Source organism: Kribbella ginsengisoli (assembly GCF_039537185.1).
In the GTDB taxonomy this organism is placed as follows: domain Bacteria; phylum Actinomycetota; class Actinomycetes; order Propionibacteriales; family Kribbellaceae; genus Kribbella; species Kribbella koreensis.
Genome location: NZ_BAABAA010000010.1, coordinates 168,340 through 192,077 on the forward strand (window position 1 = coordinate 168,340; position 23,738 = coordinate 192,077).

Annotated in this window: 25 protein-coding genes and 1 tRNA gene; 17 read left to right on the forward strand and 9 right to left on the reverse strand. The window is 67.7% G+C overall.

Annotated elements, in window-relative coordinates; translation table 11 throughout:
- Nucleotides 1-4 precede the first annotated feature (4 nt).
- Nucleotides 5-1,612, reverse strand: a complete 1,608-nt coding sequence (locus ABD768_RS31230) for a DUF6119 family protein (protein ID WP_344846582.1) — start codon at nucleotides 1,610-1,612, stop codon at nucleotides 5-7.
- 336 nt (nucleotides 1,613-1,948) lie between these two features.
- Here ABD768_RS31230 and ABD768_RS31235 point away from each other — a divergent pair, with 336 nt between their 5' ends.
- Nucleotides 1,949-2,374 (forward strand): hypothetical protein, encoded by a 426-nt coding sequence (locus ABD768_RS31235; RefSeq protein WP_344846584.1) that lies wholly within the window; start codon nucleotides 1,949-1,951, stop codon nucleotides 2,372-2,374.
- A gap of 16 nt (nucleotides 2,375-2,390) precedes the next feature.
- On the opposite strand, the gene ABD768_RS31240 is transcribed toward ABD768_RS31235, so the two are convergent.
- From ABD768_RS31240 to bcp, 3 genes are all read right to left on the reverse strand, one after another.
- Nucleotides 2,391-2,471, reverse strand: a tRNA-Leu gene (locus ABD768_RS31240).
- A gap of 47 nt (nucleotides 2,472-2,518) precedes the next feature.
- Nucleotides 2,519-4,150 carry a substrate-binding domain-containing protein gene (locus ABD768_RS31245; protein WP_343980584.1) on the reverse strand — a complete coding sequence of 544 codons (1,632 nt, stop codon included), beginning with the start codon at nucleotides 4,148-4,150 and terminating at the stop codon, nucleotides 2,519-2,521.
- A 327-nt stretch (nucleotides 4,151-4,477) separates the two neighbouring features.
- The gene (gene bcp / locus ABD768_RS31250) at nucleotides 4,478-4,948 is read right to left on the reverse strand and encodes a thioredoxin-dependent thiol peroxidase (protein WP_343980588.1); all 471 of its coding nucleotides are present in this window, start codon (nucleotides 4,946-4,948) and stop codon (nucleotides 4,478-4,480) included.
- 183 nt (nucleotides 4,949-5,131) lie between these two features.
- Here bcp and ABD768_RS31255 point away from each other — a divergent pair, with 183 nt between their 5' ends.
- The 6 genes from ABD768_RS31255 to ABD768_RS31280 are packed head-to-tail and all read left to right on the forward strand — an operon-like array spanning nucleotide 5,132 to nucleotide 10,262.
- On the forward strand, nucleotides 5,132-6,727 hold the full coding sequence (locus ABD768_RS31255; protein WP_425558462.1) for a circularly permuted type 2 ATP-grasp protein: 1,596 nt from the start codon (nucleotides 5,132-5,134) through the stop codon (nucleotides 6,725-6,727).
- Between the two features lie 16 nt (nucleotides 6,728-6,743).
- A complete protein-coding gene (locus tag ABD768_RS31260; protein WP_343980591.1) occupies nucleotides 6,744-7,691 on the forward strand; it encodes an alpha-E domain-containing protein in 948 nt (315 codons plus the stop codon).
- A complete protein-coding gene (locus tag ABD768_RS31265; RefSeq protein ID WP_344846587.1) occupies nucleotides 7,688-8,530 on the forward strand; it encodes a transglutaminase family protein in 843 nt (280 codons plus the stop codon). The genes ABD768_RS31260 and ABD768_RS31265 overlap by 4 nt, the downstream gene beginning before the upstream one ends.
- A gap of 36 nt (nucleotides 8,531-8,566) precedes the next feature.
- Entirely contained in the window at nucleotides 8,567-9,610 is a 1,044-nt protein-coding gene (locus ABD768_RS31270) for a glucose 1-dehydrogenase (protein ID WP_344846589.1), read from the forward strand.
- Between the two features lie 53 nt (nucleotides 9,611-9,663).
- Entirely contained in the window at nucleotides 9,664-9,927 is a 264-nt protein-coding gene (locus ABD768_RS31275; protein WP_344846591.1) for a DUF3618 domain-containing protein, read from the forward strand.
- Nucleotides 9,924-10,262 (forward strand): GroES family chaperonin, encoded by a 339-nt coding sequence (locus ABD768_RS31280; protein ID WP_343980603.1) that lies wholly within the window; start codon nucleotides 9,924-9,926, stop codon nucleotides 10,260-10,262. The genes ABD768_RS31275 and ABD768_RS31280 overlap by 4 nt, the downstream gene beginning before the upstream one ends.
- Before the next feature lie 76 nt (nucleotides 10,263-10,338).
- Here ABD768_RS31280 and ABD768_RS31285 read toward each other — a convergent pair whose 3' ends face one another.
- On the reverse strand, nucleotides 10,339-10,716 hold the full coding sequence (locus ABD768_RS31285) for a DoxX family protein (protein WP_344846593.1): 378 nt from the start codon (nucleotides 10,714-10,716) through the stop codon (nucleotides 10,339-10,341).
- A gap of 89 nt (nucleotides 10,717-10,805) precedes the next feature.
- On the opposite strand from ABD768_RS31285, the gene ABD768_RS31290 reads away from it, so the two are divergent.
- The 9 genes from ABD768_RS31290 to ABD768_RS31330 all read left to right on the forward strand — a co-directional run bounded on the left by ABD768_RS31290 (nucleotide 10,806) and on the right by ABD768_RS31330 (nucleotide 19,544).
- Nucleotides 10,806-11,285, forward strand: a complete 480-nt coding sequence (locus ABD768_RS31290; RefSeq protein WP_343980609.1) for a MarR family winged helix-turn-helix transcriptional regulator — start codon at nucleotides 10,806-10,808, stop codon at nucleotides 11,283-11,285.
- A gap of 43 nt (nucleotides 11,286-11,328) precedes the next feature.
- Entirely contained in the window at nucleotides 11,329-11,925 is a 597-nt protein-coding gene (locus tag ABD768_RS31295; RefSeq protein ID WP_343980612.1) for a TetR/AcrR family transcriptional regulator, read from the forward strand.
- A gap of 22 nt (nucleotides 11,926-11,947) precedes the next feature.
- Nucleotides 11,948-12,925: an alpha/beta fold hydrolase gene (locus ABD768_RS31300; RefSeq protein WP_344846595.1), complete on the forward strand. Its 978-nt coding sequence runs from the start codon at nucleotides 11,948-11,950 to the stop codon at nucleotides 12,923-12,925.
- Nucleotides 12,922-14,028: a succinyldiaminopimelate transaminase gene (dapC, locus tag ABD768_RS31305; protein ID WP_344846597.1), complete on the forward strand. Its 1,107-nt coding sequence runs from the start codon at nucleotides 12,922-12,924 to the stop codon at nucleotides 14,026-14,028. The genes ABD768_RS31300 and dapC overlap by 4 nt, the downstream gene beginning before the upstream one ends.
- Nucleotides 14,029-14,129: 101 nt before the next feature.
- Nucleotides 14,130-15,494, forward strand: coding sequence for a M15 family metallopeptidase (locus tag ABD768_RS31310; RefSeq protein ID WP_344846599.1), 1,365 nt, complete (start codon nucleotides 14,130-14,132; stop codon nucleotides 15,492-15,494).
- Entirely contained in the window at nucleotides 15,491-16,249 is a 759-nt protein-coding gene (locus tag ABD768_RS31315; protein ID WP_344846601.1) for a hypothetical protein, read from the forward strand. The genes ABD768_RS31310 and ABD768_RS31315 overlap by 4 nt, the downstream gene beginning before the upstream one ends.
- A 43-nt stretch (nucleotides 16,250-16,292) precedes the next feature.
- Nucleotides 16,293-17,447: an amino acid deaminase/aldolase gene (locus tag ABD768_RS31320; RefSeq protein WP_344846603.1), complete on the forward strand. Its 1,155-nt coding sequence runs from the start codon at nucleotides 16,293-16,295 to the stop codon at nucleotides 17,445-17,447.
- Complete coding sequence (locus ABD768_RS31325; protein WP_343980632.1) at nucleotides 17,444-18,751, forward strand: D-arabinono-1,4-lactone oxidase; 1,308 nt, start codon at nucleotides 17,444-17,446, stop codon at nucleotides 18,749-18,751. The genes ABD768_RS31320 and ABD768_RS31325 overlap by 4 nt, the downstream gene beginning before the upstream one ends.
- A gap of 70 nt (nucleotides 18,752-18,821) precedes the next feature.
- The gene (locus ABD768_RS31330; protein ID WP_343980636.1) at nucleotides 18,822-19,544 is read left to right on the forward strand and encodes a PIG-L deacetylase family protein; all 723 of its coding nucleotides are present in this window, start codon (nucleotides 18,822-18,824) and stop codon (nucleotides 19,542-19,544) included.
- A 152-nt stretch (nucleotides 19,545-19,696) separates the two neighbouring features.
- On the opposite strand, the gene ABD768_RS31335 is transcribed toward ABD768_RS31330, so the two are convergent.
- A complete protein-coding gene (locus ABD768_RS31335) occupies nucleotides 19,697-20,110 on the reverse strand; it encodes a hypothetical protein (protein ID WP_343980639.1) in 414 nt (137 codons plus the stop codon).
- 93 nt (nucleotides 20,111-20,203) lie between these two features.
- On the opposite strand from ABD768_RS31335, the gene ABD768_RS31340 reads away from it, so the two are divergent.
- Nucleotides 20,204-20,599, forward strand: coding sequence for a hypothetical protein (locus tag ABD768_RS31340; protein ID WP_344846606.1), 396 nt, complete (start codon nucleotides 20,204-20,206; stop codon nucleotides 20,597-20,599).
- Between the two features lie 19 nt (nucleotides 20,600-20,618).
- On the opposite strand, the gene ABD768_RS31345 is transcribed toward ABD768_RS31340, so the two are convergent.
- The 3 genes from ABD768_RS31345 to gndA all read right to left on the reverse strand — a co-directional run bounded on the left by ABD768_RS31345 (nucleotide 20,619) and on the right by gndA (nucleotide 23,590).
- Nucleotides 20,619-21,155 (reverse strand): DUF6817 domain-containing protein, encoded by a 537-nt coding sequence (locus ABD768_RS31345; RefSeq protein ID WP_343980644.1) that lies wholly within the window; start codon nucleotides 21,153-21,155, stop codon nucleotides 20,619-20,621.
- Between the two features lie 350 nt (nucleotides 21,156-21,505).
- On the reverse strand, nucleotides 21,506-22,000 hold the full coding sequence (locus ABD768_RS31350) for a DUF6319 family protein (protein ID WP_344846609.1): 495 nt from the start codon (nucleotides 21,998-22,000) through the stop codon (nucleotides 21,506-21,508).
- A 147-nt stretch (nucleotides 22,001-22,147) separates the two neighbouring features.
- Nucleotides 22,148-23,590: an NADP-dependent phosphogluconate dehydrogenase gene (gndA, locus tag ABD768_RS31355; protein ID WP_344846611.1), complete on the reverse strand. Its 1,443-nt coding sequence runs from the start codon at nucleotides 23,588-23,590 to the stop codon at nucleotides 22,148-22,150.
- Nucleotides 23,591-23,738 lie beyond the last annotated feature (148 nt).

Sequence of the window (23,738 nt, forward strand, 5' to 3'; positions counted from 1 at the left end):
ATATTCAAGAACGCCTGGTGTGGAGGAGCCTGAAAACGGCTCCGCTGGATTTGAACTCGTTCCGGGTCGCGATGATCTCGCGACGGGCTATGTGTGACCTGAGCTGTTGATCAAAGGATTGTTCGGTGAAGTCAGTCTTGGTCGACGCCAGGACGGCATAGATGATGTTCAGGTCGAACCAGCCCAGAAACTCTTCCTCGCTGATCCCTCGGCCGGCGTTGGCGGCCTGCCAACGCGGATAGAAGGCCCGCAAGAGGACCTTTCCGTTGGTCAGATCCGCGGTGATGACCTCCCGGGCCAGTGATATCTGCGAGCAGGCGTCGCGCATCTTGCCATCGAAACCGTCTTTGACGTGAATGACATGCAGAACTCCGGCCGCTTTGTCCACCCGAAGCAGGTCGAAGAGTTCTACTTTCCCGCGATCGGTCAAGGCGAACACCTTGTCGCCGTAGTAGAACGGTCCCGCGCCGCCCTGGGCCCGGTTGTAGCCGTCTTCGTCGGTCCCCGACCACGTCATCAGACCGAGATCCTCCCGCGACAGGATGGGATCCCTGTCGGCGAACACCTCGGCCAGGAAATCTCGCTTGAGGTTCTCGAGACATGCGCCCTGAGCCCGGTACCAGACACCGTCGAGCAGGAAGTAGGTCTGACCGTTGAGGTCGACCTGGCCATGCATGAACTTGTGAACTTCCTTGCGGATCGGCTGGGCGTCGTCGGACTGCCTGCGGTAGGAGAACCGCAAGGTCTCCAGCTTCTCGACGAAGGCTGCCGGCTTCTTGAGAAGACTGCCGAGCTGCTGACGAATCACCTTGAACAGGTCGTCCTTGTCGGGCGGATCGCCCGGTACCGTCCAACGCGACAGTTGGAAGTCCGTGCCGGTTTGGTAGGCGGCGAGCTCGTCAGGGTCACCGAGATCGAGGTCGAGTTCCGCCCCGTCGACGATCGCTCGGCGCACGTCGTCGAGCAGTTGGTAGCGCAGATCAAGGATCAGCTGTTGATCGCGCACGACATAGAGGTTGTCCAGGAAGGCGAGCTGGCGAGTCTGATCGGCCGACGGTTCCGGCAGGTCGTCGAGTTCCTGGGCGAGCTTGACCACCTCGAGAAGGTCGAGCCGCTTTCGAATTGTGAAAGAGGATTTCATCTCCAGGGCCGGCGGTTTGTTGAGGTCGATGATGCTGGCCAGATATCCGCCCGCCGGTAGCAGGCCGGTGTCCAGGCGGCCGACCAGTCGCTTCCATACCTTCCCGAAGGACTCGCTACCGGAGATCGACTGGGCTCGCCGATAGGTCTCGGTTCGGCTTGCCCTCGGTCCGGAGAACTCCCGGACGTCCGCGGCGACGAAGTTGTTCGCCACCAGTCGCTTGGCCACCTCGAAGGGGAAGGCGTAATCCACGTACCCGTCGAAGACGCGGTAGCCGAAGCCGGAGGTCACCGCGAAAAGCGAAGGCTTCGTGACGATGAAGAGGCATGCGTCGATGACGTTGTAGGCGAATTTCTTCCGGTCGTCCTCGGAGACGAGGTGGTCGGCTACGAAAGGGGCGAACCCTGGCGATCGGCGAGAGCGCGTGTAGAGCTCCAACGAGACACCGCCGACTGCCTGAGCCAGCGTCACCTGGACGAGGCGGGGATGGTTTGCGGGTTCTGCCCTCCGCAGCCTGTTGTAGGACTCCAAGAGGTCATCGAGAGTCGTCTGGGCGGTACCACCTTGGGTGAGCTGGATCTTCCACAGCGCCACGTTCGCCTTCTTGTCCACAGTTGCCTCCCCTGCGCCGTTGGCTACCAGGCCGGACAACTACGTGGCGCAGTGCAGACCTTCCCGCGAAGGCTCGACGCGAAACTGACGCACGGTCACAGTTCGAACGATCTAGGCCCCAGGGCTAGGCAACACCAGCACAGAGCGTTACGTTGGCCCACATCCCGAGGGGGGCTCGGGGATGAGGGGAGAACCATGTCTCAGCAGTATCCGGAGTGGCAACACCCGGACCAGCCCGCACAAGAGCCGCAGTACGGGCAGCAACAACCGCAGTACGGAAGCCCACCGCAGTACGGGCAGCAACAACCGCAGTACGGAAGCCCACCGCAGTACGGCAACCTTCCGGCGCCGCAGCCGTACGGCATCGGCTACCCACAACAGGTAGCACCCAAGAACCCGGGCCTGGCGCTGGTGGCGTCCTTCTTCATTCCCGGTCTGGGCACCCTGATCAACGGCAACGTAGGCCTGGGCATCGCCATCTTCGCCGCCTACTGCGTCGCGGCGGTCCTCTGCTTCGTCATCATCGGCTTCGTCCTGCTCCCCGCCGTCTGGGTCTGGGGAATGATCGACGCCTACCAAGGCGCCAAAAAATGGAACACCGCCCACGGCATCGTGAGCTGACCATCAAGCCGGGTTGTGCCAGAGGCGGGACTTGAACCCGCACGCCCGGGGGCACCGGCACCTAAAGCCGGCGTGTCTGCCATTCCACCACTCTGGCTGGAGGATCGGCGTCCCCCTGGTGACATCTTAGGGGGACGCCGATCGTCAGCGGCTCTGCAGGGCGTTGATGAAGACGGTCCGCAGGTCCTGGGGGTTCTTCGCGACGAACGCCTGGCCGCCGGTGGCGATGGCCAGTGCCTGGAGTTCGTTGATGTCGACGTCGGGACCCATGCCCAAGGCGATGATGCGGACCGGGCGGGCCGGGTCCTTCAGCGCCTTCAGGGTCGCGACGGTCTGGGCCAGCGAGAGGCTGCCCGGGTCGTCGTTCTTGCCGTCGGTGAACAGCAGGACGGCGTTCACGGCGCTGGAGTCGTAGCCACTGCGGACCGCCTGGACGGCGGCGATCGCGGTGTCGTACAGGCCGGTTCCGCCGCCCTTGATCGCCTGTTGCGGCGCCAGCGCGGTGGTGATCCGCTGGCGCTGGGCCTCGGTCAGCTTGGCGATCGGGACGAGCTCGCGGAAGTCGGCGTTGGATTTGCCGATCTTCGTGGAGAACGTCCACAGGCCGAGCGCGGCGTTGTCCGGGAACAGCTTCAGGCCGCTGACCGCGGCCTCGATCGTGAGCTGCATCCGGGTCTTGTTGCCGACCTTCTCGGCCATCGAACCGGACACGTCGATCACCGCGAGCGAGTGCGCCGACAGCGACAGCCGGGTCCATTCGCCCAGCACCTTGTTGATGGCCGCCGTGGACGGCACGGGCAGCCGGCTGACCGCACCGACACCGCGGCCGCCACCCAGGTCGCTGACCAGTGCGTCGCGGAAACCGAGGTCGTCACGCGCCTGCGCGACCGCGTTGTTGATCAGCTCCTCGCCGAGTGCCTTGGCCGCGTCGGAGTACGCCTCGTTGTCCGACGACGAGGTGACCACGATCGGGTAGTCGAGCAGCAGCGTGCCGGTCCGCGGCACGACCGCCTTCAACTCCGAGTCGGGGTGTTCGTCCTGGTACTTGACGAAGCTCTGCTCCGAGGCCGGTACGACGAGAGTGCTGTCGGGCTGGCCGGCCCGGCCGAGCAACCCGTTCACGTCGGTGTACGGCTTGGCCATCGACCCGAGCTTCTGGGCCAGCGGCACGATGACCTCGCCCACCTGGGTCTCGGAGGCCGTCGTTCTGGCCCGCTCCGCCTGGATGGCGAGCAGGGCCAGCGCGCCGGGCGACTGGCTCAACGGGTCGAGCAGGGCCGGCGTTGTCTTGGAGAACGTGCCGAGCCAGGACGAGACGTCGGCGAAGTTGTCCGAGCGGCCGACCAGTACCAGCGGTGAGGTCGCGACCGACGGGACGGCGATGGTCGGCACCGACTGGCCGTCGTCGGCCTGGGACACCCACAGCGAGGAGTCCGGCACCCACAGATCGGGCCGGCCCTCCGCGTTGTTCGCGATGTCCCTGGCCACCTTGGACGACGGGGCCCCGGTGATGTTGAACTGCAGGCACGCGGTGGTGCTGTCGTCCTTGCGGTCCGCCACGGCCTTGGCCGCCCGCTCCAGCAAGGGCTGGATCTCGGGCGTGGTGCTGAGCCGGATCTGGGTCTTGTCGTTGCACGACTTACCACCCAGGAACCCGTCGGCACCGGATTCCGACCCGAAGGAGCGGACCACAAACACGGCGCCCAACGACAGCACCAGTAGCCCGGCGGCCGTCAGATACAGCGGACGCCGGTTGTTGTTGTTACTTTTCGTCACCGCAGAGGAGTGTTTTCCCATCGCGGCAGGTCCCTCCCTCCCAGAGGCAGACTGCGCGCGCAGATTACCCGGTTTGCACTGGTCAGGGCGAAGAGCGCGGCCGATGTCCACGCACCAGATGGAGGGTTGCAACTGGACGCGGAGCGCGTCGGCAGTACTGCTCGTCCCTCAGAGGTCTGCAAATATGACGGAACGTAGTGTTTCCGCTGCGAACAGGTGAAAACTTTGTGTGATCCAAATCACATCGACTCGACCGCGCCAACGGACGTTCCCTGGACCACCGTTATGAAACGGTTGCGGGTTTACCTTCGGAAAATGTCCTGACAATCAGTCGAGACCGAGATCGCGGCGCAACTTCGCCACGTGGCCGGTGGCCTTCACGTTGTACTGCGCGACCGCGATCTTGCCGTCCGGGTCGACGACGAAGGTCGACCGGATCACCCCGGTCACCTTCTTGCCGTACATCGTCTTCTCGCCGAAGGCGCCGTACGCGGTCAGCACCTCTTTGTCCGGGTCGCTGAGCAGCGGGAACGTCACGCCGTCGCGCTCGCGGAACTTCGCCAGCTTGGCCGGCTTGTCCGGGGAGATGCCGAGTACGGCGTACCCGTGGGCCTGCAGTGAGTCGAGCGAGTCGCGGAAGTCGCAGGCCTGCTTGGTGCAGCCCGGCGTCATCGCGGCCGGGTAGAAGTACACGATCACGCTCTTGCCGCGCAGCGAGGCCAGCGAGACGTCGTTGCCGTCCGCGTCCGGGAGGGTGAAATCGGGTGCGGCGTCGCCGACGGCCAGACGATCGGGCATGAGGTGTCCCTCCCAGGAGCAGGTGATTGTCCGACATTCTGCCGTACTGCTCCGACAGTCGCCTCAGCGGCTCCGGCCGAGAGCAAGCGCTTGTGTTACACGGATGCGGTTCGCTTGTTACGTGCGGGAAAACTGACCCGGGATCCAGGTGCGAGGCGGGCATCGGTGGGTGAAGATTCGGAGATGAGCCGCGCATCGATCCGCCCCGCTGGCCCACAGTTGTTCGACGGCTACCTCGATCCGGGACGGCCGCATGCCGGCGCGTACGACGAGATGTTCGGCGCCGGCGAGGAGGTGCGGCCGGCGTACCGGCGGTTGCACGAGTCGCTGACGCCGCTGCAGCCTGCCGACCTGACGGCCAGGTCCGAGGCGCTCGACCGGGCCCTGGTCGACCAGGGCATCACCTTCTCGCTGTCGGGGGAGGAGCGGCCGTTCCCGCTCGACCTGGTCCCGCGCGTCATCACTGCCTCCGAGTGGGCTCGGCTGGAGCGCGGCATCGTCCAGCGGGTCCGGGCGCTGGAGGCGTTCCTCGCGGACATCTACGGCGCGCAGGAGATCGTGGCGGACGGCGTACTGCCACGGCGGCTCATCACCTCCTGCGAGCACTTCCATCGCCAGGCGGCCGGCATTGCGCCGCCCAACGGCGTGCGGATCCACGTGGCCGGCATTGACGTAGTACGGGACGAGCAGGGCGACTTCCGGGTGCTGGAGGACAACCTGCGCAGCCCATCCGGGGTGTCCTACGTGATGGAGAACCGCCGGACCATGGCCCGGGTGTTCCCAGACCTCTTCGCCAAGCACCGGGTGCGCGCAGTAGGCGACTACGCCGTCCATCTACTCCGCGCCCTTCGCGCAGCAGCACCAGCCGGTACTACGGACCCGAACGTGGTCGTCCTGACCCCGGGCGTCTACAACTCGGCCTACTTCGAGCACTCGCTCCTAGCCCGCCAGATGGGGGTCGAACTGGTCGAGGGCCGGGACCTGTTCGCCCGCAACAACGTCATCTACCTGCGGACCACCGAGGGCGAGCAGCGGGTGGATGTGATCTACCGGCGGATCGATGACGAGTTCCTGGACCCGGTGCACTTCGTACCCGACTCAGTGCTCGGCGTCGCGGGCCTGGTGAACGCGGCGCGGGCCGGCAACGTAGTGGTCGCCAATGCGATCGGCAACGGCGTCGGCGACGACAAGCTGGTCTACACCTACCTGCCCGAGATCCTGAAGTACTACCTGGGTGAGACCCCGCTGCTGCCGAACGTCGACACCTTCCGCTGCTGGCTGCCCGCTGAGCACGACGAGGTGCTCGACCGGCTGGACGAGCTGGTCACCAAGCCGGTGGAGGGCTCGGGCGGCTACGGGATCGTGTTCGGCCCGGATGCGTCGGCCAAGGAGCTCGCTGCCCAGCGCCGCCGGATCCGGAGCAACCCACGCGGGTGGATCGCGCAACCCGTAGTACAGCTGTCCACTGTGCCGACCAAGGTCGGTGAGCGGCTGCAGCCGAGACATGTGGACCTGCGGCCCTTCGCTGTGAACGACGGCGAGTCCGTGTTCGTCCTGCCCGGTGGCCTGACCCGGGTGGCGATCCCGGAGGGCAGCCTGGTCGTGAACTCGTCCCAGGGCGGCGGCTCCAAGGACACCTGGGTGCTGGCGCCCAGGGCGTCCGACGAGAACGCCGAGCTGCGCGGCCGGGGCCTGGCCGCGGCCGGCCTGCGCTCGGACGAGGCCAGTACTCCGGAGCAGGGCCCGGAGCTCAACGTCGCCCAACAGCAGCAACAGTGATGGGGAGGTGCTGACGATGCTCGCACGCAATGCCGAGTCGCTGTACTGGATCGGCCGGTACGTCGAACGCGCGGACGACACGGCCCGGATCCTCGACGTATCGGTGCACCAACTGCTCGAGGACGCGACCGTGGACGCCGACACCGCCAGTCGCCGGCTGCTGGCGGTCCTGGGCATCGAACCGCCCAAGGGGACCACTCTGGACGTGTGGACGCTGACCGAGCTGGTGGCGATGTCCCCGGACCGCTCCGGCTCGATCGTGTCGTCCATCTCCAGCGCCCGCGAGAACACCCGGGTGGCGCGCGAGGTCGTCTCCAGTGAGCTCTGGCACTGCATCAACTCGATGTGGAACGCAGTGCCCGAACGGCAGCGCGCTGCTCGCCGGGTAGGGCCGCACGAGTTCTTCACCTTCGTAGAGGACCGCGCCGCGATGTTCGCCGGTCTCGCGGACTCCACGATGAGCAGGGACGACGGCTGGCGCTTCCTGGTGCTCGGGCGGTCGGTGGAGCGCGTCGACATGATCGTGCGGCTCCTGATGTCCCGGGCAGGCGACAAGCCGACTTCGCCCGGGTGGGTGACAGTACTGCGCTCAGCGGGCGCGCACGACACGTACCTGCGCACCTACCGTGGCGCCCTGGACGCATCCCGGGTAGTCCAGTTCCTGCTGATGGACCGACTGTTCCCGCGCTCTGTGTTCCATGCGCTGAGCAAGGCCGAGTCCTGCCTGGAGGAGCTCGAGCACGGCGAGTCTGCTCGCATCGGCGCGAGCGCAGAGGCCAGCAGGTTGTTGGGCAAGGCAAGGAGCGACCTGGAGTTCCTGCGACCGGCCGAGCTGCTCGACGACCTCACTGGAAGGCTGCAGGCCCTGCAGGCGACAGTGCGCGAGGTGGGCGAGGCCGTGTCACAGCAGTACTTCCACGCAGTGCCCTGGGTGGAGTGGAACAACGCGGAGGTGAACCTGTGAAGTGGCGTCTCCGTGTGGTCCACACGACTGGCTACCGCTATGCAACCGCCGTCACGCAGTCCTACAACGAGGCACGACTCACTCCGCGCAGCGACGACCGGCAGAACCTCATGGTCGCCCGGCTGGAGACAGTTCCGGCCACCCGCTCCTACCGCTACACCGACTACTGGGGCACCGAGGTCAACTCCTTCGACCTGCACGCCCCGCACACCGAGCTGAAGGTGATCGCAGCCTCGGTCGTCGAGACCACCGCACAGCCCACGCCGGAAGAGGAAGCGACCTGGGCTGACGTGCGTTCGCCACAGAGCCTCGACCGGTACGGCGAGTACCTGGAGTTCGCGGAGTACGTCCCCAAGAACAGGGAGCTGGCTGCGATCGCCCGGAGCCTCCGCAAGGGCCTCAGCCCGGCAGAGACCGTCCTGGCGATCTCCAAGTGGGTTCACGGCACCATGACCTACCAGCGTGGGACCACTGGCGTGCACTCGTCGGCAGTGGACGCGTGGCAGGCCGGTGAAGGAGTTTGCCAGGACTACGCGCACCTGACGCTGGCAATGCTCCGGGCTGTCGGAGTACCGGCTCGGTATGTCTCCGGCTATCTGCACACCAAGACTGATGCGGCGGTGGGGGAGACGGTGGTCGGTGAGAGCCATGCGTGGATCGAGGCGTGGACGGGTGGCTGGTGGGGGTACGACCCGACCAACGACATCCCGATCGCTCACCGGCACGTCTGGGTCGCCACTGGTCGCGACTACGGGGACGTCTCGCCGCTGAAGGGCATCTACTCGGGAGGGGCTGCCACGGCAATCGATGTCACCGTGGACATCACCCGACTGGCGTGACGGCTTCAACCAGGCTGAATGGGGCAGAGTGGTCTCATGCGGGCGATGACGGTGGTGCCGGGCAAGGCTGACTCTGCCTCGGTCGGCGAGGTGCCGGAGCCGCCTGAGTCCGACGGCTCGGTACTGGTCGAGGGACTGCTCGCTGGGATCTGCGGTACGGATATCGAGCTCTGCAGCGGTCTCTTCGGTACGGGCCGTCCCGGCGCCGACAGGCTGGTGATCGGGCATGAGTCCCTCGGCCGGGTACTGGAGGCGCCGACGGGTTCAGGGTTCGCCACTGGTGACCTAATTGTCGGCATAGTCCGCCGCCCCGACCCAGTGCCCTGCCCAGCCTGCGCACGCGGCGAGTGGGACTTCTGCCGCAACGGCCGCTACACCGAGCGCGGCATCAAGGAGATGGACGGCTACGGCGCCGAGCGCTGGCGAGTAGACCCGTACTACGCCGTCCCGGTGCCACAGCAACTCGGGCAGCTCGGCGTACTGGTCGAGCCCGCCAGCATCCTGACCAAGGCCTGGGACCAGATCGAACATGTCGGTGCCCGCTCCTGGTACGGCCCCGAGCACGTGCTGATCACAGGTGCCGGCCCGATCGGCCTACTGGCCGCCCTCATCGCCACCCAGCGCGGGCACACCGTCCATGTACTCGACCTCGCGACCGACGGCCCCAAGCCGCAACTGGTCCGGGACCTCGGCGCGGAGTACCTCAATGACGTCTCCGACCTGACAGTGACGCCTGACGTGGTGGTCGAGGCGACCGGGGCCGGGCAGCTCGTGTTCGACTGCGCGAAGCTGCTGCCGCCGGCCGGCGTCATGTGTCTGACCGGGATCTCGCCGGGGCCGGCGTCCATCGACGTACAGCTCGACGCGCTGACGCGGCAACTCGTAGTACGGAACGCTGCGCTGGTCGGGACGGTGAACGCGGCCAAGCGGCACTATGCGGATGCGGTGGAGGTACTGCTGGCCGCAGACCCGGCGTGGCTGGAGCGGCTCATCACACGGTCGGTGCCGCTGTCGAACTGGCCTGCAGCCCTGGTCAAGGAGCCCGGCGATATCAAGGTGGTCGTGGATCTCCAGCGCTGACCTGCAAGACGTGTCTGCAAGGATGGGATCAAACACTGTGAAGGGAGCCCAAGGTGCCGGAGACGAAGGCTCGGACCACCGAGCAGATCGAGGCGGACATCGCCGCCACCCGCGCCCGACTGGCCTCGACCGTCGATGAGCTGGTCGACCGGGCGCACCCGAAGAACGTCGCCAAGCGGCAGGTCGAACAGGCCAGGGCCCAGGTGTTCGACGAGCGCGGGCAGTTGCGCACCCAGAAGCTGGTCGCCGTCGGTGCCGCGGCGGTGGGCGTCCTCGGCATGCTGATCATGATCCGCAAGCTGGTGGGTCGCCGGTGACGGCTCGCAAGCGGCTGGCCGACGACAAGCTGCCGATCCGGATGCTGCACGACCGGGTGCTGGTCTCGACCGAGGCCGAAGGCGAGCGCAAGTCCTCGGCCGGCATCCTGATTCCCGCGACCGCGCAGATGGGCCGCCGGCTGGCCTGGGCCAAGGTGGTCGCGATCGGCGCCAACGTGCGCACCGTCGAGGTCGACGACCGGGTGCTGTTCGACCCCGAGGACCGCGCCGAGGTCGAGGTCCGCGGCGACGACTACGTCCTGCTGCGCGAACGCGACCTGCACGCGGTGGCCGCCGGCCGCCTCGAGGACGGCCAGACCGGGCTCTACCTCTGACAGACCTCTGACAGCCGGTACTACGTACGCCGCCGCCGCTGCACTGGGACCAGTGCAGCGGCGGCCGCGTTTTGGATCAGAAACTGTTGGGGCCGAAGCGGAAGATCGCGACGACCAGGGCCAGGATCAGGATGATGGTGTTGATGAGGAGCGGCGGGTACTCCTTGCGGCGGAGGTGGGTGACGATCGCGCCGGCCATCAGGACCACCAGCCCGCTCGCAGCCAGCGGGACCAGGATCGGGGCGATGTCCAGCGCGCCCGGCAGGATCAGGCCGAGAGCCGCCAGCACCTCGGCGGTGCCGATCAGCTTGAGCGGGCCGGCCGAGAAGTCCTCGGTCCATTTCATGTTCGGGTTCGCGCCGAGCTTCTCCTTGGACTGAGCCAGCTTGCTGCCGCCCGCGCCGAGGAACAAAGCAGCCAGCAGGCCGGCCAGGATCCACAGGAACACATTCATCAGTGACGTTCCGCTCTCGAAGTGTTAGTTGACGCGTCAACCCTAGTCGCAGTGGGTTGAAGCGTCAACTAATCGGCTAGAGTGGTGACATGACCGGGGAGGACGACGGGGTGCGCTGGCTCGCGCCCGACGAGCTGGCGGCCTGGATGTCGCTGGCCGCGCTGATGTTCAAGCTGCCGGGCGCGCTCGACTACCAGTTGCAGCGCGACTCGGGGCTGACCCATTTCGAGTACCTGGTGATGGCCGGGCTGTCCGAGTCGCCGGATCGCTCGCGCCGGATGAGTGAGCTCGCCGGCTTCGCCAATGGGTCGCTGTCCCGCCTGTCGCATGTGGTGAAGCGACTCGAGAAGCGCGGCTTCGTCGTACGCAGGCCAGACGTCGAGGACGGCCGGATCACGGTCGCCGAGCTCACCGACGCCGGGTGGGAGCAGGTCGTCGCGGCGGCTCCTGGGCATGTGGCGGCGGTACGGGAGTACGTGATCGATGCGCTGACTCCCGGGCAGTTGGCGCAGCTCAAGGAGATCGGCGACGCGATCCACCGGAAGGTCGACCCGGCCCGGTCCTGCTGAATCGGCTTGCTCTGTTGCGAACGACCGTGCTTTTATTGATCCCGTGAGCAAGGGTGAAGAGACGCGCGCCGCGGTGCTGGACGAGGCGGCCCGTCAGGTCAGCCTGGTCGGGCTGGGCGCGCTCACCATCGGGCTGCTCGCGGACAAGACCGGCCTCTCCAAGAGCGGGCTGTTCGGGCACTTCCGGTCCAAGGAGCAACTGCAGGTCGCGGTGATCGACTGGGCCGGGGAGTTGTTCGCCGAGCGGGTGCTGCGGCCGGCCCTGAAGATGCCGCGTGGCGAGCCGCGGTTGCGGGAGCTGTTCGATCGCAAGCTGCGCTGGGACAACGGCGATCTCGCCCTGCCTGGTGGCTGTTTCTTCACGAGCGTGTCGGCCGAACTGGACGACGCCCCGCCCGGTCCGGTGCGTGATCGGGTGGTGCAGATCGAGCGCGACTACGTGGACACGATCGCCACCGTCTTCCGGACCGGGGTCAGCGAGGGGCAGTTCCGCGCTGATGCCGATCCGGAGCAGTACGCCTTCGACATCCGCGGTGTGCTGATGTCGTACCACCTGGCCAGCCGGTTGCTGGCCGACCCCCAGGCCGAGGATCGGGCCCGCGCCGCTTTCGAGGCGCTGCTCCGGGCGGCCAAGGTCTGAATCCTTCCCCTGAGGAGCGGTCATGTCGGCAAAGAAAAGCACGAACGGTCGGACTCTGGCCAGACGGCGCCGGATCTTCCAGGTGCTCGAACGGGTCGCGCCGGCGGTGGGCGCGCGGATGCTGGACACGATCTGGTTCCGCCTCCCACAGGTCTCCGAGAAGGCCAAACGGCTACGGGTGGAGTTGCCGGAGGCGACGCCCCTGGAGTTGCCGTTCGAAGGTGGCATCGTCCGTGGACGGATCTGGAGCGGCGGCGTAGCCGGTGGGGCGGTTCGGGGCCAGGGCGGGGTCGATGGCCCGACGATCTACCTGGTGCATGGGTGGGGCGGCTGGGGGCTTCAGTTGGCCGCGTTCATTCCGCCGCTGCTCGATGCGGGGTTCCGGGTCATTGCGTTCGACGCGCCGAGTCATGGGGAGTCCGAGCCGGGCCGGGACGGGGCTCAGCGGTCCACGCTGCCGGAGTTGGCTGATGCGTTCGAAGCGGTCGTCGCGGCGTACGGACCGGCGTACGGGGTGATGGCGCATTCGCTGGGTGCGGCCGCGGTGACGCTGGCGTTGCGGGATGGGTTCGGCGCGCGGCGGATCGTGTTCCTCGCGACGGCGACGGACTTCCGCGAGGGGCTGGCGCAGTACGAGGCTCATCTCGGCTTCGGTCCCCGGATCCGGGCCGGCTTCCTGCGCCGGTTCAGCCGCAGATTCGGGCCGATGGAGGGCTACACCGTCCCGACGATCGTCGATGCCCTGGCCGAGGAGCGCGAACTGCCGGCCTTGCTGGTGATACACGACCGCTCGGATCGCGAAACCTCCGCCGACGGCAGCATCGCCCTCGTCGACGTCTGGCCGGACGCGAAGCTCCACCTCACCGACGGCCTCGGCCACAACCGGGTCCTCCGCGACCCCGCCGTAGTAGCCGCCGCCACCGGCTTCCTCGCCGAAGGTTCCACGGAGCGGGCAGCCGCCGACCTGCCGAAGGAAGAGCAGGAGACAATGCAGGGGTGAACTTCGCAGCCACCTCCAGTCGTTTGCCGGACTTCCCCTGGGACAAGCTCGCTCCCTTCAAGCAGAAGGCGGCGGCTCATCCGGACGGGATCGTGGATCTGTCGATCGGAAGCCCGGTCGACCCGGTGCCGGAGCTGGTCAAGAAGGCACTGGCGGACGCTGCCGACGCACCGGCGTACCCGACGACCATCGGGACCGGTACTGCGCGCCAGGCGGCCGTCGACTGGCTCGCACGCCGGCTGGACGTCCCCAACGTCGACCCGCAGCACGGCATCCTCCCGGTGATCGGCACCAAGGAGCTGATCATGCTGCTGCCGACACTGCTCGGCATCGGTGCCGGCGACACCGTATTGATCCCAGACCTCGCCTACCCGACGTATGAGGCCGGTGCAGCGCTCGCCCGGGCCACCAGCGTCCCGGTAGCCAACCCCACGCAGTATGACGGCCCGGTACAGGTCGCCTACCTCAACTCACCGCGCAACCCCTCCGGCCAGATCACCTCTGCCGACGAACTGCGCGCAGCGGTCGAGTGGGCCCGGGCAAACGACGTACTGCTGGTCAGCGACGAGTGCTACATGGAGTTCGGCTGGGACTCGACCCCTGTGTCGGTGCTGCACCCGGACGTCTGTGGCGGCAGCTTCGACAACCTGCTTGCAGTGCACTCGCTGTCCAAGCGCTCCAACCTCGCCGGCTACCGTGCCGGCTTCGTGGCGGGTGACGAGGCAGTGGTCGCCGAGTTGCTGGCAGTGCGCAAGCACGCGGGCCTGATGGTCCCGTCGCCGATCCAGGCCGCTATGGCTGCTGCCTTCGCCGACGACGTGCATGTAGACGAGCAGCGCGCCCGGTACATCCGCCGCCGGACAGTACTGCGTGATGCGCTGACCGTTGCCGGCTGGGAGATCACCTTGTCGCAGGGCGGCCTCTACTTGTGGGCGAGCAATCCGGCGTACGACGCCTATGGCTCTGTCGAGGCACTGTCCGAGCGCGGCATTCTCGTCGCGCCGGGTGCCTTCTACGGCGCAGCGGGTGAGCGGCACGTGCGGGTCGCGTTGACCGCGACCGATGAGCGGGTCGACGCCGCCGTCAAGAGATTGCACGAATAGTCGAACATTTCGGGCAGAGTGTGACGTCTTCCTGGGTAGAAGCCTCTTAGTAGGTGAGAGGAGAGCTGGGGTGGCTCTCCCGAACTGGGGAGGACTGGCCCATGAAGGCTCGTGCCTTGGGATCGGCCGCCTTCACGGCGGTGCTGTGTCTCGCACTGATACCTGCGGTCGCGACTGCCGCGGAGACTCCACCGCCGTCGACACCGGTGGCGACGCAGCCGGCAGCGCCGCCCGCCGCGGCCGAGGCCACCACGCCGACGCCTGCTCCGGCGGACGAACCGACGACGCCGCCGGTACCACCACCGCCGACGACACCACCACCGACTCCGGCGGTGGCGACGCCGATCACGCTGACCCAGCCGGCCAACACCTGGGAGGACCGCCCGATCACGCTCGCGGGCCGGATGGAGAGCGGCCTGGCGAACTGGTACCTGACCCTCTGGCAGAAGCAAGGCACCACCTGGGTACTGCGCGGCTCGACCCGCACGATCGCCGACGGCGCCTACAAGTTCCTCTACACCTGGCCGGCCCCCGGCGCCGCGACCTTCCGCGTCGTGATCGGCAACAAGAACCCAGGCACCCTCGGCACCTCCCCGGACCGCACGGTCAACGTGCTCGACCGCACGCTGGTGATGAACAAGCCGGCCGCGACGTACACCGTCCTGACCGGCGTGAAGATGACCGGCAAGCTGACCCCGCCCGAGCCCGGCAAGAAGCTCGTCGGCCTCCAGGACCGGTACGGCGGCAAGTGGCGGACCCTGACGAGCGCCTGGATCGCGGCCAACGGGACCTTCGCAGTACCGGTCCCGGACAACCTGCCCGCGACCAAGACTGTCCGGGTCATCACGCTCGGCGTCCCGGCAGCCTCTGTCGAAGCCTCCGGCTATGCCGTCATCACGATCAAGGCGCTGGTGAACGCCAAGGTCGCCCTTGTCGGCGCGGGCTACGTCAACAAGACCTACCGGGCCGGCTGCCCGGTGAAGCCGTCGCAGCTGCGCCTGCTGACCTTGAACTACTGGGGTTTCGACGGCCTGGTGCATCGCGGTGAACTGATCGTCCGGGACGCGGCCGTGGCCAAGATGATCACCGTCTGGACCGCGAGCTTCAACGCCAAGTTCCCGATCCGCAGGATGCAGCGCGTCGATCTGTACGGCGGAAGCGACATCCGGTCGATGGCGGCGGACAACACCTCGGCCTTCAACTGCCGCCAGGTCACCGGCAACCCGTACGCGCTCTCGCCGCACTCCTACGGCTACGCGATCGACATCAACACCGTGGAGAACCCGTACCTCGCGGCGAACAACGTCTGGTACCCGTCGAACGGCCTGGCCTACCGCAACCGGTCAGTGGCCCGTCCCGGGATGCTGTTCAGCAGTAGCGCTCCGACCAAGGCACTGCGCGCCGCAGGCTTCTTCTGGGGAGCCGGCTGGCGTCAGCCCGACTACCAACACTTCGAGCCCCAGTGAAACCCGCACTAGCTCTGGTCCTGGGCGCTGCAGCTCTGCTGTACGGCTGCAGCGCCGAGCCAGCCGCTGAGCCCGCCCCAACCCCCACAGCGACTGGCGGCACTGTGCCGGTCCCGACCAACACCCTGAACACAACCCCGCCCACCAACGCTGCCGAGCCCCCTGCCCTCCCGGAGCAGGCGACAGCCCCTCCACCCGCAGCGGCCGGACCTGTCTCCGCCAAGAACCTCCCAGCACCCGCCAAGCTAGGCAAAGGCTGGAAGACCTACACCGACCCCGGCGGCGCAGAGGTCGGCTTCGTGGGTAATGACACCTGGACCCGCAGCCGTGCACCCCAGCAGGCCGCCTACGAAGCACTGCCCGTCGGGTGCGGCAACCCACTCCCCACCGACTCACTGCCGGTCCCGGCGCACGCACTACAGGGCACCTACCGCACACCAGCCGCCAAACCGGCCACAGTCCTGGTACTCCGCTTCGCCGACTCCACCCGCGCCAAGGCCTACTACACCGGCTACCAGGCCCGCATGACAGCCTGCGGCACGAAGGGCGGCCTGCAGGTCAAGCAGCTCTGGTCCTCCCCGGATGCAGTCGCCGCGGTCCGTTCTTACGAAGCTGCCGAGGCGTTTGTAGAGGTTTCCACGCTCAAGGGCTCTACCGTGGCCTTACTGGCTCAATCCTCAACAACGCCCGACCAGCAGGCCGCGTGGGCGCGGGCCGTAGTACCTGCTCTGCAGGCTGTGATCGATTTGCCGTAAAGATGTACTACCTTTCAGTATTTATTCGCTCTAAACTCCTGACATGGCTGACTTCGACAGGTACACGCGGCTGACGGCTGAGCTGGAGCCGCCGTACGCGGTGGTCGACCTGGCCGCGTTCCGCCGGAACGCGGACGATCTGGTCCGCCGGGCCGCCGGTACGCCGATCCGCGTGGCGTCCAAGTCCGTGCGCTCACGGGCGCTCATCAAGGCGGCGCTCGACCGTCCTGGCTTCCACGGCGTGATGGCCTACGCGCTGCCGGAGGCGATCTGGCTGGCGCAGGACGGCGTCGACGACATCCTGATGGGCTACCCGACCGTGCATCGCGCCGCCCTGCGGGAGCTGGCCGCCGATGCCGAGCTGGCGTCGCGGATCACGCTGATGATCGACGACTTCGAGCAGCTGGCCTTCATCAAGTCGGTCACCGGTGGCGGCGAACGGATCCGGGTCTGCCTCGACGTCGACGCGTCGCTGCGCATCTTCGGCCAGCATCTCGGCGTACGCCGGTCGCCGCTGCGCACGCCCGACCAGGCTCTCGAACTGGCTCGCCGAGTGGTGGCGGACGACGCGTTCGAGCTCGTCGGCGTGATGTTCTACGAGGCACAGATCGCCGGCCTGCCGGACACGTCCCCGGCGGTACGCCTGGTCAAGAAGCTCTCGGCGCGAGAACTGTCCGACCGCCGCGGCCTGATCGTCGACGCCCTCAAGCAGGTCGCGCTGCTGCAGCTGGTCAACTCGGGCGGCACCGGAAGCATCGAGGTCAGCAGCGCCGACCCGTCCGTCACCGAGGTCACCGCGGGCTCCGGTCTCTACGGGCCCACGCTCTTCGACAAGTACGACGTCTTCCAGCCTGAACACGCGGTCGCCTACGCGCTCGGAGTGGTCCGCCGCCCGACCTCGCGGATCGCGACCCTGTTCGGTGGCGGGTACGTCGCATCCGGCCCGGCCAAGAAATCGCGGCTGCCTTCGCCGAGCTGGCCGCTCGGGCTGAGCTTGCTCGGTACCGAAGGAGCCGGCGAGGTCCAGACGCCCGTCGTGGGCGAGAACGCCCGTGGCCTGCGAATCGGCGACCGGGTCTGGATGCGCTATGCCAAGGCGGGCGAGATGCTGGAACGATTCGACGTACTGCACGCGATCGACGGCAACGAGCTGACCGAGCTCGTCACCTACCGGGGTGAGGGGAAGAACTTCGGATGAGCACCACCACCTGGCGGAACTGGGCCGGTACTGAGTCGGCAACCGGTGTGGAGACCCTGCGGCCGTCGTCGGTCGACGAGGTCGCGGCGATGGTCAAGACGGCGGCCGAGCAGGGCAAGCAGCTCAAGGCGGTCGGCTCCGGCCACTCGTTCACCGGCTGCTCGGTCCCTGAGCAGGTGATGGTCCGGCTCGACGGGCTGTCCTCGATCACCAGTGCCGACCAGGCCTCCGGTCACGTGACGCTGGGTGCGGGGACCGGGCTCGCGAAGCTGAATGCGGGCCTCGCGTCGTTCGACCTGGCGATGGCCAACCTCGGCGACATCGACAAGCAGACCATCGCGGGCGCCATCTCCACCGGCACGCACGGTACCGGCGCGAAGCTCGGTGGGATCGCGACGCAGATCGTCGGGCTCGAGCTCGTCACGGCCGACGGCTCGGTGCTGCACTGCTCGGCGGACGAGAACCCGGACGTGTTCAACGCCGCGCGGGTCTCGGTCGGCTCGCTCGGCGTGATCACCGCGCTGACTCTGCAGACGGTACCGGCGTTTCTGCTGCGTGCTCAGGAGATGCCGCTGCCGCTGGGCGAAGTACTGGGTGGTTTCGATGAGCTTGCCGATGGCAACGATCACTTCGAGTTCTACTGGTTCCCGCACACCGACGTCGCACTGACCAAGCGCAACAACCGGGTCGGCCCCGGCGTGGGCGCGTCCCCGGTCGGCAAGCTGCGCGGCTGGGTCGACGACGAGTTGCTGTCCAACCGCGTCTTCGAGTGGACCAACCGCCTGTCGGTACGGCGACCTGGGCTGGTGCCGCGGATCAACCAGTTGGCGTCCCGGGCGCTGTCGGCACGGGAGTACGTCGACTCGTCGTACAAGGTGTTCTGTTCGGAGCGCAACGTGGTGTTCCGCGAATCGGAGTACGCCGTACCGCGCGAGCATGTGGTCGAGGTCGTGCGGCAGTTGCGTTCCTGGATCGACCGGTCGGGGGAGCGGCTGCCGTTCCCGATCGAGGTCCGGGTCGCGGCGGCCGACGACATCTGGCTGTCGACGGCGTACGGGCGCGACACCGGGTACATCGCGATCCATCAGTACCACCGGCTCGCGCACGACAAGTACTTCGACGCCTTCGAGCAGATCGTCGGGGCCTTCGGCGGCCGGCCGCACTGGGGCAAGCTGCACACGCTCGAGGCGTCCGACTTCCGCGAGCGGTACCCGCGGTTCGACGACTTCCTCGCCGTCCGTGACCGGCTCGACCCGCAGCGTACCTTCGCCAACCCCTACACCAGGCAGGTCTTCGGGGCCTAGTGGGCCGGATGGCTGGTATTCCGGGGCAACCCCGCTCCCGGACGGACCGTCGCGGCCGTAGCCTTCCGGTATGACTGCACCGGAACCGCTCGAAGCGTTGCCCGAGGACTGGACCAAGGCCCTCGCGGTGGTCGCCCACCCCGACGACCTCGAGTTCGGCGCCGCCGCCGCGATCGCGCGCTGGACCGGCCAGGGCAAGGAAATCGTCTACGTCCTGCTCACCTCCGGCGAGGCGGGCATCGACGGCATCGCGCCGGCCGAGAGCGGCCCGCTGCGGGAGGCCGAGCAGATCGAGTCGGCGCGGATCGTCGGCGTCCCCGTGGTCGAGTTCCTCGGCCAGCCCGACGGCACGATCGAGTACGGCGTCGCGCTGCGCCGGCTGATCGCGGGCGCGATCCGGCGGCACCAGCCCGAGATCGTCATCACGAACAACTTCTGGGACACCTGGGACGGCGAAGCACTGCTCAACCAGGCCGACCACATCAACACCGGCCGGGCCACCCTCGACGCGGTCCGCGACGCCGCCAACCGGTGGATCTTCCCCGATGACGGCGAGCGCTGGGGCGGTGTCCGGCAGGTGTGGGCGGCCGGCTCACCGAAGAGCAAGCACGCCATCGACACGACCGACACCTTCGCGGTCGGGGTCGACTCGCTGAAGGCGCACAAGGCCTACATCGAAGGGCTCAACTGGCCGCACTTCGACGCGGAGGAGTTCCTCGAGGGCATCGGCCGCGCCCACGGCACCAGGCTCGGTACGACGTACGCGGCCGCCTTCGAGGTCTTCACGCCCTGACTCGCTGAGCTCCGTGGCAGCCGCCCCGTCCGGCGACAGCCGCGGAGTACCGATTGAACCGGTCGCTCGCCCCGTCCGTATCACGGGGCGGGGCCGGTACGTCCCAGCCGCCCCGCCCCGGCCGTAGGCCGGGTGAGGCTGCTTTGTCTTTGTCAGTCGTTGGGGAGATCGAGTGAGGCGTTCAAGTGCGGCGGAGTGGGCAGTGGTTTGCGGGGCTCGCGGTCCCCGCTGAAGCCGGGACCGGGCGGGTCGCCGGGGCCGATCCAGGACCGGACCAGAGTGCGCCCCTTACGGGACAGCCGGAGCAGATCGACCTGCTGCACCTGGCTGGCCGGGATACCGAGCTGGGCGAGCGTCCGGTTGGCCATCAGCGCGGCCTCGTCCTGCTTCCGGGGACTGAACTTGTGCTGCAGGACGAGTGCGACCTTGCCGTCGGGCAGGTCCTCGATGCGTCGCAGGTGCATGCCCTTGTCGAGACGACCGGACAGCATGGCCAGGGTGAAGTAGGCGGACGTGGGCTGGCTTCGATCGATGGTGGCGCGGGCGATCACTTCGTAGCGGGCCATGTTCCGATCATGCGTCGGCCACGGGCTGTTTTCCAGCAATCTGTTCGGCTGGTGCCAGACTCGAAGTGTTGGGCCCAGCCGACAGAGGGGGCGATGGGCGTGACACAGGACGACCCCGCCCGGAACCCGGCGGATCCGGACACCGACGACTCGTATACGCCGGAAGCGTGGCAGCCGCCGTGGTGGTTGCTGGCCTTCGCGCCGTTCTGCTGGCTTCTGGTCGGGGCGTTGGTGCTCAGCGTCCGAGGTTGGCAGGTCGCCTTGGTCGCCGGCCTTCTGCTGGCGCCGATCGGGATGCCGATCCCCGTCGTACTGCGGTGGATCAGGAACCACCCACGGCTGGCCGGTTTCTCTGTAGGTCCGTTGACCTTCGCCGCGACCGTCCTGCTGACCAGTCTGCCGCTCTGGCTCTGCGTGGCGGCAACGATTGCCGCCACCCTGCTGGCGCTGGTGATCACCACCATCCGCGCCTTCTCCCAGGCCGAGTAGCTACATCGCTTACGGGACCCTAGAGCTCCAGTGCGCGGTGGGCGTCGGCCAGTACTGCGGGGGAGGCGAGGGACTGCCAGCGCGGGATCTGTTCGGTGAGGAACGCGTGGAGTTTGGGCTTGAGGTCCGGGGCGTGGTCGAGGACGTCCAGCTCGTTCACGATCGTGAGGTCGATGAAGTCGCGCAGCTCCGCTGACGTCAGCTCCTCCGACGTCCCGGTGAAGCGATCCGTCACCGTGCTGTGCTCGGCGAGATCGCGCCAGGTCGTCTCACGCTCGCAGGCGCCGTACCGGTAGACGAGCAGCTCCGCCTCCGGCCCGATCACGGCCTCGAGCACCGGCCGTTCGTCGTGCCAGTCGAACAGATGCGTCGGGAACCCATCCGTCCCGTACGCCGCATGCGCCAGCCCGGCCAGCACCAGCGTCTCGGAGCCGCCGAGCGAGCGGAGTCGCTTGGCGACCCGATGCAGATGCACGTACAACGTGCCACCCGCGTGCTCCAGCTCATCGGCACCACGAACGAGCAACAACGATCCCAGGTCTTGGAATGTGCTCATCTGACCTCTTCTGTTCGGAGCGGTCAGGGCCCGACGGGACCGGCCCAGGCCAACAACCTACGACGCCCGAACCACCTTCGCCCACCACTGCGGCGTGCCGAATCGGTCACACTGCGTTCGACCACAGTTCAACCGATCCGGCACCACCTCAACACCTTCTCCAGCAAGCCCCGCCGGACGCCTCAGGCAGGCCCCACCAGAGAATCCACCCACTGATCGGCACAGGGAAGGTACCAACCACCAGGCGAGCCAGTTCCCGTCGTCGGGTTGTACCCGTCACCCCACCCGGGGCGAGCCGGTGGGGTGACGGGTAGCGCCTGCCGGTGATGAGCCGGCAGGAAACTGCTGAACTAGTCGTCGAGCTCGGCGAGCGCCTTGCGGGCGGCTTCGAGCTCCGCCTCGAGGGCGGCGACCTTCGCGGCCTGTTGCTCGCGGGCGGCGTCGATGACCTCGTCGATCGGGCCGGACAGGTCCTCGTGCAGCTCCTTGGCCGCGCGCGAGACGGCGGCGGCCGCGACCAGCAGGTTCTTCGCGATGTAGCTGTTGCCCTGCTTGAGCTCGGCCTTCCACTCGCCGTCGGCGGTGCCCGTGACGGTCAGGGTGAGCTCGAGCGTCTTGGTCTTCTTCGGCGCAGCCTTCTTGGCCGGCGCTTTCTTCGGCTTCTCGGCGACGGGCGCGGCGGTCTCCGGGGAGTCCGCGTCGTCGGAGGAGGCCGGGCCGTCCACGGACGCGTCGGCAGCCGGCGCCTCGGTGGTCGAATCAACGGCAGCCGAAGAGTCGAGCGCCGCCTCGGGAGTGTCGACGGCGTCGGTCTGGGCTTCTGCTGCGAAGGTGTCTACAGTCATCGTTGCGGCGATCTCCCTGGGTGACATGTCCCCGCCGAAGCGGGCTGGCGCTGAGAGCACATTAGAACATACGTTCGACCCTCAGCGCCAATCGCCACGCCGCACCGAGCCTGGCTCCACCAATCACGGCGAGCCAGGCTCACAGCATCAGGCCGAGTGCTCCTTGCGGTCACCGGACCAGTCGAGGTGGAAAGCGCCCTCGCGGTCCACCCGGTGATACGTGTGCGCGCCGAACAGATCCCGCAATCCCTGGATCAGCGACGCAGGCAGCCGCTCGGCCCGCAGTCCGTCGTAGTACGACAGCGCCGCCGAGAAGCCCGGCGCAGGCACGCCCGCGGTGGCCGCGGTGGCCACGACGCGACGCCAAGCGTCCTGCCCGCTCACAACAGCTTCCTTGAAGTAGTCGTCGACCAGCAGTGACGGCAGCGCCGCGTCCCGGTCGTACGCCTCCTTGATCCGGTCCAGGAAGCGCGCCCGGATGATGCACCCACCCCGCCAGATCTTCGCCATCGCACCGAGGTCGATGTTCCACCCGTACTGATCCGAAGCCGCCCGGATCGCGTCGAACCCCTGCGCGTAGGCAACCAGCTTCGACGAGTACAGCGCGTGCCGGACGTCGTCGATGAACGCGTCCCGGTCGACCGAGACGCCGGTGTCGTCCGAAGGCCCGGCCAGCACACCCGCGGCCGCCGACCGCCGCACCGTGTCGCCGGACAGCGACCGGGCGAAGACGGCCTCCGCCATCCCGCTCACCGGGATCCCCAGGTCCAGCGCGACCTGTACGGTCCAGCGCCCGGTCCCCTTCTGCTCCGCCTGGTCGAGTATGACATCCACGAACGGCCCACCGGTCGACTCGTCGACCTGGCTCAGCACCTCCGCGGTGATCTCGATCAGGAACGACTCCAGGTCGCCCGTGTTCCACTCGCGGAACACGTCAGCGATCTCCGGAGCGCTCAGCCCCAGCACGCTGCGCAGCAGGTCGTACGCCTCCGCGATCAGCTGCATGTCGGCGTACTCGATGCCGTTGTGCAGCATCTTCACGAAGTGCCCGGCGCCGTCCGGCCCGACGTGCACGCAGCACGCCTCGCCGTTCACCTGCGCCGCGATCTTGGTCAGGATCGGGCCGAGCGAGGCGTACGACTCGACCGAGCCGCCCGGCATGATGCTCGGCCCGTTCAGTGCGCCTTCCTCGCCACCGGACACGCCGGCGCCGACGAAGTGCAGCCCCTTGGCCTTGAGTGCATCCTCGCGCCGCCGGGTGTCCGCGAAGTGCGCGTTACCGGCGTCGATCACGATGTCGCCCTGGTCGAGCAGCGGCACGAGCTCGTCGATCACCGCGTCGGTCGGCTCGCCGGCCTTGACCATGATGATGATCTTGCGCGGCTGCTCCAGCGACGCGACCAGCTCGGGCAGGTCGGCGGCCGGGGTGAACTCACCCTCGTGGCCGAACTCCTTGATCAGCGCATCCGTACGGCCCTGTGACCGGTTGTGGACGGCGACGCGGAAGCCGTTGCGCGCCAGGTTCCGGGCCAGGTTGCGGCCCATCACCGCGAGTCCGGTGACGGCGATCTGGGCTGGAGCAGTACTCATGGAGGTCTCCTGCGAGTGAGTGCTGGAAGTCTGAGTGCGAGACCAGTCTGCTGCCATGGGCAACCCGGTCGTCCATCGGGTGGCCAACTGCCGGAACGCGCTTCCCATTCCCGCCGAGCCCTTCTCAACCGCTCCGAATCGGTGGTAG